This window comes from Pseudomonas sp. DF5 (genome assembly GCF_058148225.1).
On record NZ_JBYVYM010000008.1, the window covers coordinates 135,259 to 148,159 of the forward strand.

General features: G+C 58.6%; 13 protein-coding genes. 9 read left to right on the forward strand and 4 right to left on the reverse strand.

The annotated features are described in order from the left end of the window. Positions 1-16: 16 nt before the first annotated feature. On the reverse strand, positions 17-673 hold the full coding sequence (locus AC30D7_RS10015) for an alpha/beta hydrolase (protein ID WP_490133932.1): 657 nt from the start codon (positions 671-673) through the stop codon (positions 17-19). 469 nt (positions 674-1,142) lie between these two features. Between AC30D7_RS10015 and AC30D7_RS10020 the strand changes: the two genes are divergently transcribed. The 4 genes from AC30D7_RS10020 (at position 1,143) to AC30D7_RS10035 (ending at position 5,304) form a co-directional block, all read left to right on the forward strand. Next, a complete protein-coding gene (locus AC30D7_RS10020) occupies positions 1,143-2,174 on the forward strand; it encodes an amino acid ABC transporter substrate-binding protein (protein ID WP_490133933.1) in 1,032 nt (343 codons plus the stop codon). Positions 2,175-2,239: 65 nt separating this feature from the next. Further along, positions 2,240-3,421, forward strand: coding sequence for an amino acid ABC transporter permease (locus tag AC30D7_RS10025; protein WP_490133934.1), 1,182 nt, complete (start codon positions 2,240-2,242; stop codon positions 3,419-3,421). A gap of 10 nt (positions 3,422-3,431) precedes the next feature. Continuing rightward, the gene (locus AC30D7_RS10030) at positions 3,432-4,529 is read left to right on the forward strand and encodes an amino acid ABC transporter permease (RefSeq protein ID WP_490133935.1); all 1,098 of its coding nucleotides are present in this window, start codon (positions 3,432-3,434) and stop codon (positions 4,527-4,529) included. A 10-nt stretch (positions 4,530-4,539) separates the two neighbouring features. Next, entirely contained in the window at positions 4,540-5,304 is a 765-nt protein-coding gene (locus tag AC30D7_RS10035) for an amino acid ABC transporter ATP-binding protein (RefSeq protein ID WP_007905492.1), read from the forward strand. A gap of 193 nt (positions 5,305-5,497) precedes the next feature. Here the strand turns inward: AC30D7_RS10035 and AC30D7_RS10040 are convergent, their stop codons facing one another. Next, positions 5,498-7,123, reverse strand: a complete 1,626-nt coding sequence (locus AC30D7_RS10040; RefSeq protein WP_490133936.1) for a S8 family peptidase — start codon at positions 7,121-7,123, stop codon at positions 5,498-5,500. Positions 7,124-7,338: 215 nt separating this feature from the next. On the opposite strand from AC30D7_RS10040, the gene AC30D7_RS10045 reads away from it, so the two are divergent. The 5 genes from AC30D7_RS10045 to AC30D7_RS10065 all read left to right on the forward strand — a co-directional run bounded on the left by AC30D7_RS10045 (position 7,339) and on the right by AC30D7_RS10065 (position 11,254). After that, a complete protein-coding gene (locus AC30D7_RS10045) occupies positions 7,339-7,998 on the forward strand; it encodes a FadR/GntR family transcriptional regulator (protein WP_490133937.1) in 660 nt (219 codons plus the stop codon). Beyond that, positions 7,988-9,298, forward strand: a complete 1,311-nt coding sequence (locus AC30D7_RS10050; protein WP_490133938.1) for a CynX/NimT family MFS transporter — start codon at positions 7,988-7,990, stop codon at positions 9,296-9,298. The genes AC30D7_RS10045 and AC30D7_RS10050 overlap by 11 nt, the downstream gene beginning before the upstream one ends. A 100-nt stretch (positions 9,299-9,398) precedes the next feature. Then, positions 9,399-9,869 (forward strand): nuclear transport factor 2 family protein, encoded by a 471-nt coding sequence (locus AC30D7_RS10055; RefSeq protein ID WP_490133939.1) that lies wholly within the window; start codon positions 9,399-9,401, stop codon positions 9,867-9,869. A gap of 40 nt (positions 9,870-9,909) precedes the next feature. After that, the gene (locus AC30D7_RS10060) at positions 9,910-10,230 is read left to right on the forward strand and encodes a GIY-YIG nuclease family protein (RefSeq protein ID WP_490133940.1); all 321 of its coding nucleotides are present in this window, start codon (positions 9,910-9,912) and stop codon (positions 10,228-10,230) included. An 88-nt stretch (positions 10,231-10,318) separates the two neighbouring features. After that, entirely contained in the window at positions 10,319-11,254 is a 936-nt protein-coding gene (locus AC30D7_RS10065) for a glutathione S-transferase family protein (protein WP_490133941.1), read from the forward strand. Between the two features lie 166 nt (positions 11,255-11,420). Here the strand turns inward: AC30D7_RS10065 and AC30D7_RS10070 are convergent, their stop codons facing one another. Both AC30D7_RS10070 and yejK read right to left on the reverse strand, forming a co-directional pair. After that, the gene (locus tag AC30D7_RS10070; protein WP_490133942.1) at positions 11,421-11,771 is read right to left on the reverse strand and encodes a glutaredoxin family protein; all 351 of its coding nucleotides are present in this window, start codon (positions 11,769-11,771) and stop codon (positions 11,421-11,423) included. Beyond that, positions 11,771-12,775, reverse strand: coding sequence for a nucleoid-associated protein YejK (yejK, locus tag AC30D7_RS10075; protein WP_019581084.1), 1,005 nt, complete (start codon positions 12,773-12,775; stop codon positions 11,771-11,773). Before yejK ends, AC30D7_RS10070 begins: the two co-directional genes overlap by 1 nt. Between the last annotated feature and the right edge of the window lie 126 nt (positions 12,776-12,901).

The following is a 12,901-nucleotide window of genomic DNA, read 5'->3' on the forward strand; positions in this document are numbered from 1 at the left end:
GATCAAAGGGGAGCTTTTAGCGCAAGCGCTCTGCGAGCCAGACGCCGATGTCGCGGATTTCTTCGGGTAACACTTCGTGGCCCATTGGGTATTCCTGCCATGTCACGGTGACACCATGCAGCTTCAAATACTCGTAGGCGGTCCGGCCCATGGAGTTTTGCACGACGTCATCATACTGGCCATGCAACGACAATACGGGAATGCGCTGCTGGCTGGCGGAAAGCTCCAGTTCATCGCTGAATGTCGGGGCATAAGTCGAGAGCGCAAGTACACCGCCCAACGGTCCCTGCCATTTCAGGAAGGCTGTGTGCAAAACCACGGCGCCGCCCTGGGAAAAACCGGCGAGAAAGATCCGCGAGGCGTCTATTCCGCTGGCCTTCTGCACTTCAATCAATTCCACGACCCGTTGCGCGGACTCCTCCAACTGCTCGCGGCTGATGGCGCGTGCCGGGCTCATGGCCAATATGTCGTACCAGCTTGGCATCTCGTAGCCACCATTAATGGTGACGGCGCGGGTCGGAGCCTGGGGCAAAACGAAACGGGTAGTGAGCAGGTTTTCCTGTAGCGCTTCGGCGACTGGCAAAAAATCGTAGCGGTCGGCACCCAGCCCATGCAGCCAGATTACGCAGGCGTCTGCGGGCTTGACGGGTTGAAGAATCAGGGGCTCGGTCATGTCTGCTCCATTGTTGTGCGTGCGCTCTCATTAAGTGCGAGGTTCGAGTGCGCAATGGGTTGATCAGTTAAGAAGATGTCGCAAGGTTGCAAGTTTTGCTATTGACCTTGCGCTGAATCGCTTTAGCGAGCGGTCTGGTACGGGCTTTGCTATAGGGAAACCTGTGCAACCAATCTCGTGCCTGGCGGTAACACTATCAGTGTATGGCTAGTCGTGGGATAGCAAAGAATCCGGTGATGGATGTTCGCCAGTGGCCGCTACGGGCTTCGCGAACGTGAAAGGGCTACAGCCCGTTCGGCCGATTGGTGAGAAGTGAGTTATCCATGAAGTGGATTTTCTCCTACTAGACTCATAGCGACGGTCCTTACGTCGGTTGACCCTAAAAAAAGCCGACACGGGTCAGCAACGCCTCAAAAGGGTGCGACAGGACTCAAGCTCCGACACAACAAGAGCAAAACTGGAGGTTTGAATGAAGATGTTGAAATCCACCCTGGCCGTCGTGACTGCAGCCGCAGTGCTCGGTGTCAGTGGGTTCGCTCAGGCGGGTGCAACCCTGGATGCAGTGCAGAAGAAAGGTTTTTTACAGTGCGGTGTCAGTGATGGTCTGCCGGGCTTCTCGGTTCCGGACTCCACTGGCAAGATCGTTGGTATCGATGCGGACTTTTGCCGTGCTGTAGCTGCTGCAGTGTTTGGTGATGCGACCAAGGTCAAATTCAGCCAGTTGAATGCCAAGGAGCGTTTCACTGCTCTGCAATCCGGCGAAATCGACTTGCTGTCGCGCAACTCCACCATGACCAGCTCCCGTGATGCGGGCATGGGCCTGAAGTTTCCTGGCTTCATCACCTATTACGACGGCGTAGGCTTCCTGGCCAACAGCAAGCTGGGCGTGAAAAGTGCCAAGGAACTGGATGGCGCAACCATCTGTATTCAAGCCGGTACCACCACCGAGCTGAACGTGTCCGACTACTTCCGCGCCAACGGCCTGAAGTACACCCCGATCACTTTCGACACTTCCGATGAAAGCGCCAAGTCGCTGGAATCCGGTCGTTGCGACGTGCTGACCTCCGACAAGTCCCAGTTGTATGCACAGCGCAGCAAACTGGCCTCGCCGAAAGATTACATCGTTCTGCCTGAAACCATCTCCAAAGAGCCTTTGGGGCCGGTCGTGCGTAATGGCGACGATGAGTGGCTGGCAATCGTTCGTTGGGTTGGCTACGCGATGCTCAACTCCGAAGAGGCCGGTATCTCTTCGAAAAACGTCGAGGCAGAAGCCAAGTCGACCAAGAACCCGGACGTTGCTCGTCTGCTGGGCGCCGACGGTGAGTACGGCAAAGATCTGAAGCTGCCAAAAGACTGGGTGGTGAAAATCGTCAAGCAAGTCGGTAACTACGGCGAAGTCTTTGAGAAAAACCTCGGCAAGGGTACTCCGCTGGAAATCGACCGTGGCTTGAACGCCCTGTGGACCAACGGCGGCATTCAATACGCACCACCAGTGCGCTGATGGTTCTATCACCCGGTGGGCCAACCACCGGGTGATGTTCTGTTCCATTATTTCCGGGGCACTTCATGCAAAATTCAATCGGCGCACCAAAGCAGAGGTTCAGCCTCAGCGATCCGCGAGTGCGTGCCTGGCTGTTTCAGATTATTACGGTTATCGCCGTGGTCGGGATGGGTTGGTACCTGTTCGACAACACTCAAACCAACCTGCAACACCGGGGCATTACCTCCGGTTTTAGTTTTCTTGAGCGCAGTGCCGGCTTCGGCATCGCTCAGCACCTGATCGACTACACCGAATCGGACAGCTATGCCCGGGTGTTTGTCATCGGCCTGCTCAACACATTGCTGGTGACGTTCATCGGCGTGATCCTGGCGACGATCCTCGGTTTCATCGTCGGTGTGGCACGGCTGTCGAAGAACTGGATCATTGCCAAGATGGCGACGGTTTATGTCGAGGTCTTCCGTAACATTCCGCCGTTGCTGCAAATCCTGTTCTGGTACTTCGCGGTATTCCTGACCATGCCAGGGCCGCGCAACAGCCATAACTTCGGTGACACCTTCTTCGTCAGCAGCCGTGGTCTCAACATGCCCGCCGCGTTGATAGCGGACGGTTTCTGGCCGTTTGTGGCAAGTATCGTCGTGGCCATCGTCGCGATCGTGCTGATGTGCCGCTGGGCCAACAAGCGTTTCGAAGAAACCGGCGTACCGTTCCACAAGTTCTGGGTAGGCCTGGCGATGTTCCTGGTGATCCCTGCGCTGTGCGCATTGATCTTCGGCGCGCCGCTGCACTGGGAAATGCCAAAGTTGCAAGGCTTCAACTTCGTCGGTGGCTGGGTACTGATCCCGGAACTGTTGGCACTGACCCTGGCCCTGACGGTGTACACCGCGGCGTTCATCGCCGAAATCGTACGTTCGGGCATCAAGTCGGTCAGCCACGGCCAGACCGAAGCGGCTCACTCGCTGGGGCTGCGCAACGGTCCGACCCTGCGCAAGGTGATCATCCCGCAAGCCTTGCGCGTGATCATTCCGCCGCTGACCAGCCAATACCTGAACCTGGCGAAAAACTCCTCGCTGGCGGCCGGTATCGGTTATCCGGAGATGGTGTCGTTGTTTGCCGGTACGGTGCTGAACCAGACCGGGCAGGCGATCGAAGTCATTGCCATCACCATGAGCGTGTACCTGGCGATCAGTATCAGCATTTCCCTGCTGATGAACTGGTACAACAAGCGCATTGCGCTGATCGAGCGGTAAGGAAGAGCGCATGACGACTCATACTTTCAAACCCGACATGCCTCCACCGAGCAGCAGCATCGGTGTCGTGGCGTGGATGCGGGCGCACATGTTTTCCAGCTGGATCAACACCCTGCTGACGCTGTTCGCGTTCTATCTGATTTACCTGATAGTTCCGCCGCTCGTGAGCTGGGCAATCCTTGACGCCAATTGGGTCGGCACCACCCGTGCCGATTGCACCAAGGCCGGCGCCTGCTGGGTGTTCATTGAACAGCGCTTCGGCCAGTTCATGTATGGCTACTACCCGGTGGACTTGCGCTGGCGCGTGGACCTGACCGTGTGGCTGGCGGTGATTGGCGTGGCGCCGTTGTTCATCGCACGCGTTCCGCACAAGGCAATCTACGGCCTGAGCTTTCTGGTGCTCTATCCGATCATTGCCTACCTCCTGCTGCACGGTGGTGTATTCGGTCTGAGCCAGGTGGCGACCAGCCAGTGGGGCGGCCTGATGCTGACCCTGGTGATCGCTACCGTCGGTATCGTCGGCGCACTGCCGCTGGGTATCGTGCTGGCCCTGGGCCGTCGTTCGAACATGCCGGCGATTCGGGTGGTCTGCGTGACCTTCATCGAGTTCTGGCGCGGTGTGCCGTTGATCACGGTGCTGTTCATGTCGTCGGTGATGTTGCCGTTGTTCCTGCCCGAAGGCATGAACTTCGACAAATTGCTGCGGGCGCTGATCGGCGTGATCCTGTTCCAGTCGGCGTACATCGCCGAGGTGGTGCGTGGCGGTCTGCAAGCGATCCCTAAAGGTCAGTACGAAGCGTCCGCGGCGATGGGCCTCGGTTACTGGCGCAGCATGGGCCTGGTGATTCTGCCGCAAGCCCTGAAGCTGGTGATTCCTGGCATCGTCAACACCTTCATTGCGCTGTTCAAGGACACGAGCCTGGTGATCATCATCGGTCTGTTCGACTTGCTCAACAGCGTCAAGCAAGCTGCCGCCGACCCGAAATGGCTGGGCATGGCCACTGAAGGCTATGTGTTTGCGGCCCTGGTGTTCTGGATTTTCTGTTTTGGTATGTCCCGCTATTCCATGCATTTGGAACGCAAGCTGGACACTGGCCACAAGCGTTAGGAGTATCTCCATGAGTGAAGCGATCAAAAAGCCTGTGAGCCCTGAAGGCATTATTCAGATGCAGGGCGTGAACAAGTGGTACGGCCAGTTCCACGTCTTGAAAGACATCAACCTGAACGTCAAACAAGGCGAGCGTATCGTGCTGTGCGGCCCGTCGGGTTCTGGCAAATCGACCACCATCCGTTGCCTCAATCGTCTGGAAGAACACCAGCAGGGCCGCATTGTGGTCGATGGTGTGGAACTGACCAATGACCTCAAGCAGATCGAAGCGATCCGTCGTGAAGTCGGCATGGTGTTCCAGCACTTCAACCTGTTCCCGCATTTAACCATCCTGCAGAACTGCACCCTGGCGCCGATGTGGGTTCGCAAGATGCCCAAGCGCAAAGCCGAAGAAATTGCCATGCACTACCTGGAGCGCGTACGCATTCCGGAGCAGGCGCATAAATACCCGGGGCAGTTGTCCGGTGGTCAGCAACAGCGTGTGGCGATTGCCCGTGCCCTGTGCATGAAGCCGAAAATCATGCTGTTCGACGAACCGACTTCTGCACTCGACCCGGAGATGGTGAAAGAGGTTCTGGACACCATGATCGGCCTGGCGGAAGACGGCATGACCATGCTCTGCGTAACCCACGAAATGGGCTTCGCCCGTACCGTGGCCAACCGCGTGATCTTCATGGACAAGGGTGAAATCGTCGAACAGGCCGCGCCGAACGACTTCTTCGACAACCCGCAGAACGAGCGCACCAAGCTGTTCCTGAGCCAGATCCTGCATTGATAGACACTTGGCAGTGAAATAAACCCGGACTCTGTTCCGGGTTTATTTTTGTCCGGGAGTCGAGGCTCAGGAAGCGAGCGCGGCTTGGCGCTCGTAAGGGGAGAAAAGCAGGCGGGCAGCGCCACTCCCGCCCGTTTGCTCCTTGGGAGTCAGCGAGAAAACGGATTTTAGCCGGATCAGCGTTTAGTCTGATTCAGTCTCGCTGCTCCTTTCGCTCAAGCGCCAGGTGTACCGCTTGAAGTGCATTGAGTCGACCATACCCGTAGTAATGGCTATGACCATTCTGATCATATTGACCAAGCAGCCCATCGTCGGCACGGCCGATTTTGTCACAACAATCGGCTAGGATCTGGCGGACAGCTTCGCGATCCAGTGCTGGATTGGCCGCAAGTACCAGTGCTGCTACGCCGGCCGCACCGGGGCAGGCGCTGGAGGTGCCGCTGAATGACTCGGTGTAGGCTGCATTGTCAGGATCGGCAAACTTGCCGCTCAGATCCGTGGTGCGAATGCCTCGGGTCTGCGGGATTGATGTGGCGGGCTTGAACTTAGGGTCCGGGTGCGGCTGATCTCCGCTGGGAAAGCAGCACCAGAGCGCCTTGCCATAGTCGCTGTAGGCACTGCGCCGATTCTGGTCATTGCAGGCTCCGACAGCGATGACCAACGGGTGGCTGGAATACCCATCGTTGTCCACGCACTCGTTTCCGTTGCCTGCGCCGAAAAAGATGAGGCAGCCTTTTCCGTTGCGACCCTTGGTCGCGGCATAGTCGATGGCCAGTCGGGTACTTGCGGCCAGTGGAAATACTTGCGTGTGCCGTGGGTCGGTGGGGTCGGCCCAATGGCCTTCGGTAGGCCCCCAGCTGCAGGAAATGATATCGGCGCCTTGATCTGCGGCCCAGAAAAACGCGTCCGCTTCAGCCCGTGCGCCCAAAGGCTTGGTGAGCTTGAGCGGCATGAGGCTCGCCCGAGGGGCGACGCCGCTGGCGCCAATTTGGCCATTGGCGCACGCGACACCGGCCGCGGCCGTGCCGTGGCGCTCGTTGGCATTTTTCGGTCGAGGGCCTTGCTTGGCGTTGCGGCGATCAAAGTTTTGCGCGCCGACAATTTTACCAGCGCCGGAGAACTCGGGATGATCGATATCAAAGGCATCATCAATGACGGCGATGACGATCCCTTCACCCTGAGTCAAATCATGGGCTGCTTCGACGTTGGCGCTGGCGTCGACGTGTACCTGATAGGTCACTGTGGTCTTTTTCAGGTGCCACTGATTGTCGTGGATCGCCCGCCGTTGGCCTAGACGCAATATTTCCGGGTGGCAGTATTCGATATCCTCGCGTTCGAGCAATGCCAGTGTGAATGAGCAAACTGCCGTGCCATGGCAGTCCCGGTGATGAACGAAAAAGGCATTGGTCGCGTAGGGGACCTGTTGTTTGATGGTCAATCCCAGCGTCTTGAGTATGACCAGGCACTGTGTCGGGGTGAGATGGTCAATAAACTTGAGAAAAATGTTTTCGGTGTAGAGCACAGGTTCCTGAGTGTCGGGATCGACGAGTACACGGCCAGCGAAACGCACTTGCGGCAATTCACGCAATAATGCTTTGCACCGAGGAAAATCCGATTCGGTTGGCAGCTTGAGGATCTGTACATCGGCGTCCTCGATGTGCGCCAACAGATGACTGCCGTTCAGTGCCTCACAGGCTTTTTCACAGCATAGGAGAGTGGACAAATCTACCCCCGCTTGGCTGCGTACGGCAATCAGATGCTCACTTTTCGCCAGAAAAAAAGAACGGCTGTGCTGCTTGCCGAAGTTGACTTCTTCCATGTGTATTCCCATTCCTTCTTTACGTAGCGAACGAGCATGTTCGCGAGTTGGGCGTGAAGTCTGACGTCCGGTTCCTCTTAGATATGTCAGCTCATTCTCTCCGTGGTGTAAGAAATGACTTTGCATACGGACTATCGCAGCCGCTTGTTGTCTCTCCGGTTGTTGACTAACATGTCAGAAAATTCATCCTATGATTGGATGAAAGGGTGAGTCCTATGTCAGAAATTTCTCCATTAATTAAACGATCCCTGGTCGATCAGGCTCTGGATCAGTTACGCCTGCGCATCAATCAAGGTGTCTGGACGGTCGGCCAGCGCTTGCCTACCGAGCCGGAACTGGCGACCGAGCTGGGCATCAGCCGCAACACCGTGCGCGAAGCCATGCGCGTGTTGGCGTTTTCCGGGCTGATCGAGATCCGTCAGGGCGACGGTAGCTACCTGCGGGCGGTGGTCGATCCGCTCGATACCATGAAAGCGCTGTCCCGCTGCTCTCAGGAACAGGCGCGGGAAACCCGGCACATTCTGGAAGTCGAAGCCATCGGTCTGGCCGCGTTACGCCGCACCGATGAAGACCTGGTGGCGTTGCGCGAAGCGCTGGGCATCAGCGGCAGTCATTACCACGGTGATCTCGACACCTACATCGCCTGTGACCTGGTGTTCCACCGTCGTCTGGTGGACGCGGCGCACAACCCGACCCTCAGCGAGCTGTATCGCTACTTCTCCAGCATCGTGGGCGCGCAGTTGCGTCAAACCCTGAACATTACCCCTCGTCGCCAAGCGGTATTCGACCTGCACATCGAATTGCTCGATGCCGTCGAGCAACGCGATCCGGAAAGAGCCAAAGCGCTCACGAGGCAGTTGATCAATGGACCTTGAAACCGAGAATCCAATATCCAGCCAGCAGGCCCGCACCCTCTCTGAACGCAAGCGCACGGCGGAGCTTGAAGAGTTGTTGATCGATGCCGAGGCCGATGACGACCAGGTTCAGCGAAGTCACCCGATCCTGCGGCGCCCGTGGCTGTTGTTGCTGGGTCTGATTCTGGTGGCGCTGAACCTGCGTCCGGCGCTGTCGAGCATGGCGCCGATGCTCAGCGAGGTTTCGAAGACGCTGGGGTTATCGGCTGCCCAGGCCGGTTTGCTGACAACCTTGCCGGTCCTTTGCCTCGGTCTGTTCGCACCGTTGGCGCCGGTGCTGGCGCGGCGTTTTGGTGCTGAGCGGGTGGTATTGGGGATTCTCCTGATGCTGGCCGGCGGGATCATTTTGCGCAGCTCCTTTGGTGAGGTTGGCCTGTTCGCCGGCAGCGTGCTGGCCGGCGCCAGCATCGGAGTGATCGGCGTGCTGCTACCCGGCATCGTCAAGCGCGACTTCCCGAAACAAGCCGGCACCATGACCGGCGTCTACACCATGGCGCTGTGCCTGGGCGCGGCCATGGCGGCTGGCGCGACCGTGCCGTTGAGCGAACATTTCGACAAGAGCTGGGCGCTGGGCCTCGGCTTCTGGGTGGTTCCTGCCTTGGTCGCAGCCATGTTCTGGCTGCCGCAAGTCGGTCAGAAACACGGCGCACATAACGTTGCCTATAGGGTCCGAGGCCTGTTGCGCGATCCGCTGGCCTGGCAAGTGACCTTGTACATGGGCCTGCAATCGTCTCTGGCCTACATCGTATTCGGTTGGCTGCCGTCGATTCTGATCGGTCGCGGTCTGACGCCAACCCAGGCCGGTCTGGTGCTGTCGGGTTCGGTGATCGTCCAGTTGATCAGCTCGCTGGCCGCACCGTGGCTGGCGACCCGTGGCAAGGATCAGCGACTGGCCATCGTGATCGTCATGGCAATGACCCTCGGCGGCTTGTTCGGTTGCCTGTATGCGTCGATCGACGGCCTGTGGGGCTGGGCAATCCTGCTGGGACTGGGGCAGGGCGCTACGTTCAGCCTGGCATTGACCCTGATCGTGTTGCGATCGCGGGATGCTCATGTCGCGGCCAATCTGTCGAGCATGGCACAGGGCTTCGGCTACACCCTGGCATCCATGGGGCCGTTCGCAGTCGGTGTGGTGCATGACTGGACCGGCGGCTGGAGCGCCCTGGGCTGGATCTTCGGTGTCATTGGTCTCGGCGCGATCATCGCCGGCCTAGGTGCCGGGCGTTCGCTGTACGTGCAGGTCGAAAGCGAAAAGATCTGATTCGCACACACTGTCGGTATTCGGGGGGCGAATGCTGATGGTGTTTCGTCTGTTTGCAGATTATCGTGCTGGCAATCTGCCTATTTTTCGGAGCCTGCCCATGAGTGACGCCCACGACGCCTTGATCACCCGGTTCTATCAAGCCTTCCAGCGGCTTGATGCCGAGGCCATGAGCGCCTGCTACACCGACGACGTGGTGTTCAGTGATCCGGCGTTCGGCGAGCTGCGCGGGCGCGATGCCGGCGATATGTGGCGCATGCTCACCACCCGCGCCAAGGACTTCTCCCTGACCTTCGATAACGTGCGCAGCGATGAGCGCACTGGTGGCGCCCATTGGGTGGCGACGTACCTGTTCAGCCAGACCGGCAATATCGTGGTCAATGACATTCAGGCGCGTTTCGTGTTTCGCGACGGCAAGATCTGCGAGCACCACGACAGTTTTGATCTGTGGCGCTGGTCGCGTCAGGCACTGGGTTTCAAAGGGCTGTTGCTGGGCTGGACGCCGCTGGTGAGAAACGCCGTGCGTGCTCAGGCCTTGAAGGGCCTGAAGGCATTCCAGGCCAGTCGCTGATAAGATTGCGGCTTGTTTTCTTTCAAGCCTTGATCGTCACGTGAGCACCTCGAGCGAATCTTCCGTCATTGCCGCCGAACCGTCGCTGCCCGTCAGCAAACCCTGGTTCGTCTACCTCGTTCGCGCGGCCAATGGTTCGCTCTACTGCGGGATCAGCGACGATCCCCTGCGTCGCTTCGCCACCCATCAGAGTGGCAAGGGCGCGCGTTTCTTCCTGTCGAGCCCGGCCGTGGCGCTGGTTTATACCGAGCGCTGCCGCGATAAAAGCGAAGCACTGCGCCAGGAGCGTTTGATCAAGAAACTCAAGAAAAGCGCCAAGGAATGTCTGGTGGCGAGTGCGGCCGCGGGCTTATCAATCTGACTGATAAGTGCCCATCAGGCAGATGGGTAGGCTGCCTGCCGATTGCGCGTTAAGCTGCGGGCTCCTTATCCGAGCGGCGGAGCCGAGCATGTCCGAGTTGATTCTGCATCATTACCCGACGTCCCCTTTCGCCGAAAAGGCCCGCTTGCTGCTGGGCTTCAAGGGGTTGTCCTGGCGCTCTGTGATGATCTCGCCGGTGATGCCAAAACCCGACCTGACGGCCCTGACCGGCGGCTACCGCAAGACGCCGGTGTTGCAGATCGGTGCTGATGTCTATTGCGACACCGCGTTGATCGCTCGTCGTCTGGAGCAGGAAAAAGCTTCACCGGCGTTTTTCCCGGAAGGCCAGGAAATGGTCACGGCGACCTTTGCGGCGTGGGCCGATTCGGTGGTGTTCCAGCATGCGGTCAGCCTGGTGTTCCAGCCAGAATCGGTAGCGGTGCGCTTCGGCAAATTGTCGCCGGAAGCGATCAAGGCATTCCTGGCCGATCGCTCCGGCTTGTTCAGCGGTGGCAGCGCCACTCGGTTGTCGGCCGAGCAGGCAAAGCATCAGTGGCCAACGATCATGACGCGTCTGGAGCAGCAGCTTCAGCGTGAGCAGGGCGACTTCTTGTTCGGCGAACCGTCGATTGCCGACTTTGCCCTGGCTCACTCGCTGTGGTTCCTCAAGGCGACGCACGTGACATCACCGTTGGTGGATGCTTATCCGGCCGTTTCGGCGTGGTTTGGCCGTGTGATGGGTTTTGGTCATGGTGCGTTCAGCGAGATGACGGCCGAGCAAGCGCTAGAGATTGCCCGCCATGCCACACCGGCTGCGTTGCCGGATGAGCAGTTCGATGAGCCGAACGGGTTCGAGGTTGGCCAGCGGGTGGTAATCGCCGCGACTGATTACGGGGTTGATCCGGTGGCGGGGGAGCTGATGTTTGCCGGCAGCGAAGAGTTGATTCTGCGCCGTGAAGACGAGCGGGCCGGTGTGGTGCATGTGCACTTTCCGCGGTTCGGGTTTCGTATCGAAGCGCAGTAACCTGACATCACGGATGATGGGATTGGTGACGACCTGTGGCGAGGGAGCTTGCTCCCGCTTGACCGGGCTGGCGCTCCAGTGCGCAGCGCTCACAAGATAGTTGGGCCTGCTACGCAGTCCAGCGGGAGCAAGCTCCCTCGCCACAAGGATTGTGTGAAGCTGATGGTTATTTCAATGCCGCAAGCACCTGGTCCGGGTCATACCCGCGAATCAACGTTCCATTCACATCGATAATCGGAATCCCGCGTCCACCGAGTGCCTCATAGGCTTTGCGCGCTTCGGAGTCTTTCTCGATGTCGAATTCCTTGTACGGAATGCCCTTCTGGTCGAGGAAACGTCGGGTCAACTTGCAGTAGCCACACCACTCAGTGGCATAGAGCACGACGTTGGCCTTGGCCTGGGTCTGCTCGGACACCACCTGCGAGGGGTGAAGTACCCGCTCGATCTTGCCCCAGTTCTGGTAAACCACAACCACCAGCAGGATCAGCAGGAATTTTTTCAACACGCCACCGAGCATCAGTTGCGTCGCTTGAGCTGGTCGGTCAGCTGGGTCGGCAGGCCCTTGATGATCAGCGTGCCGGCTTCTTCGTCGTATTCGATCTTCGAGCCCAGCAGATGCGCTTCGAAGCTGATCGACAAGCCTTCGGCGCGACCGGTGAAGCGGCGGAACTGGTTCAGGGTGCGCTTGTCCGCCGGGATCTCCGGGGACAGGCCGTAGTCCTTGTTGCGGATATGATCGTAGAAGGCTTTCGGGCGATCTTCGTCGATCAGTCCGGACAACTCTTCCAGGCCCATGGGCTCGCCCATTTTTGCCTGGCTGCTGGCGTAATCCACCAGGGTCTTGGTCTTCTCGCGGGCGGATTCTTCCGGCAGGTCTTCGCTTTCGACGAAGTCACTGAAGGCCTTGAGCAGAGTGCGGGTTTCGCCGGGGCCGTCGACGCCTTCCTGGCAGCCGATGAAATCGCGGAAATACTCCGAAACTTTCTTGCCGTTCTTGCCCTTGATGAACGAAATGTACTGCTTGGACTGCTTGTTGTTCTGCCATTCGGAAACGTTGATCCGCGCTGCAAGGTGCAACTGGCCAAGGTCCAGATGTCGCGACGGGGTCACGTCCAGTTGATCGGTCACCGCCACGCCTTCGCTGTGGTGCAGGAGGGCGATGGCCAGGTAATCGGTCATGCCTTGCTGGTAGTGCGCGAACAACACATGGCCACCGACGGAGAGGTTGGATTCTTCCATCAGCTTTTGCAGATGCTCGACCGCCACTCGGCTGAAGGCCGTGAAATCGCGACCGCCGTCGAGGTATTCCTTCAGCCAGCCGCTGAATGGAAACGCACCGGACTCCGGATGGAACAGCCCCCAGGCTTTGCCCTGTTTGGCGTTATAGCTTTCGTTCAAGTCGGCGAGCATGTTCTCGATGGCCGCGGACTCAGCCAGTTCAGAGTCGCGGGCGTGAAGAACTGCGGGTGTGCCGTCGGGTTTTTTGTCGATCAGGTGGACGATGCAATGACGGATCGGCATGGGCTTCTCGGCTGATTGAAGAGAGGAGGGCGTGCTCCCCTGAAAAAGCGCCCAGTGTACCGCAACCACTGGTTTTGGCGTGGTACGAAGGGCAATTCGAAGCTGTCCGACGGACCTTATGCAGTT

What these genes read in the sequence shown, in the direction of transcription:
- AC30D7_RS10015 (WP_490133932.1), bottom strand. Translation starts at nt 673, where the DNA reads ATGACCGAGCCCCTGATTCTTCAACCCGTCAAGCCCGCAGACGCCTGC.
- AC30D7_RS10020 (WP_490133933.1), top strand. Translation starts at nt 1,143, where the DNA reads ATGAAGATGTTGAAATCCACCCTGGCCGTCGTGACTGCAGCCGCAGTG.
- AC30D7_RS10025 (WP_490133934.1), top strand. Translation starts at nt 2,240, where the DNA reads ATGCAAAATTCAATCGGCGCACCAAAGCAGAGGTTCAGCCTCAGCGAT.
- AC30D7_RS10030 (WP_490133935.1), top strand. Translation starts at nt 3,432, where the DNA reads ATGACGACTCATACTTTCAAACCCGACATGCCTCCACCGAGCAGCAGC.
- AC30D7_RS10035 (WP_007905492.1), top strand. Translation starts at nt 4,540, where the DNA reads ATGAGTGAAGCGATCAAAAAGCCTGTGAGCCCTGAAGGCATTATTCAG.
- AC30D7_RS10040 (WP_490133936.1), bottom strand. Translation starts at nt 7,123, where the DNA reads ATGGAAGAAGTCAACTTCGGCAAGCAGCACAGCCGTTCTTTTTTTCTG.
- AC30D7_RS10045 (WP_490133937.1), top strand. Translation starts at nt 7,339, where the DNA reads ATGTCAGAAATTTCTCCATTAATTAAACGATCCCTGGTCGATCAGGCT.
- AC30D7_RS10050 (WP_490133938.1), top strand. Translation starts at nt 7,988, where the DNA reads ATGGACCTTGAAACCGAGAATCCAATATCCAGCCAGCAGGCCCGCACC.
- AC30D7_RS10055 (WP_490133939.1), top strand. Translation starts at nt 9,399, where the DNA reads ATGAGTGACGCCCACGACGCCTTGATCACCCGGTTCTATCAAGCCTTC.
- AC30D7_RS10065 (WP_490133941.1), top strand. Translation starts at nt 10,319, where the DNA reads ATGTCCGAGTTGATTCTGCATCATTACCCGACGTCCCCTTTCGCCGAA.
- AC30D7_RS10070 (WP_490133942.1), bottom strand. Translation starts at nt 11,771, where the DNA reads ATGCTCGGTGGCGTGTTGAAAAAATTCCTGCTGATCCTGCTGGTGGTT.
- yejK (WP_019581084.1), bottom strand. Translation starts at nt 12,775, where the DNA reads ATGCCGATCCGTCATTGCATCGTCCACCTGATCGACAAAAAACCCGAC.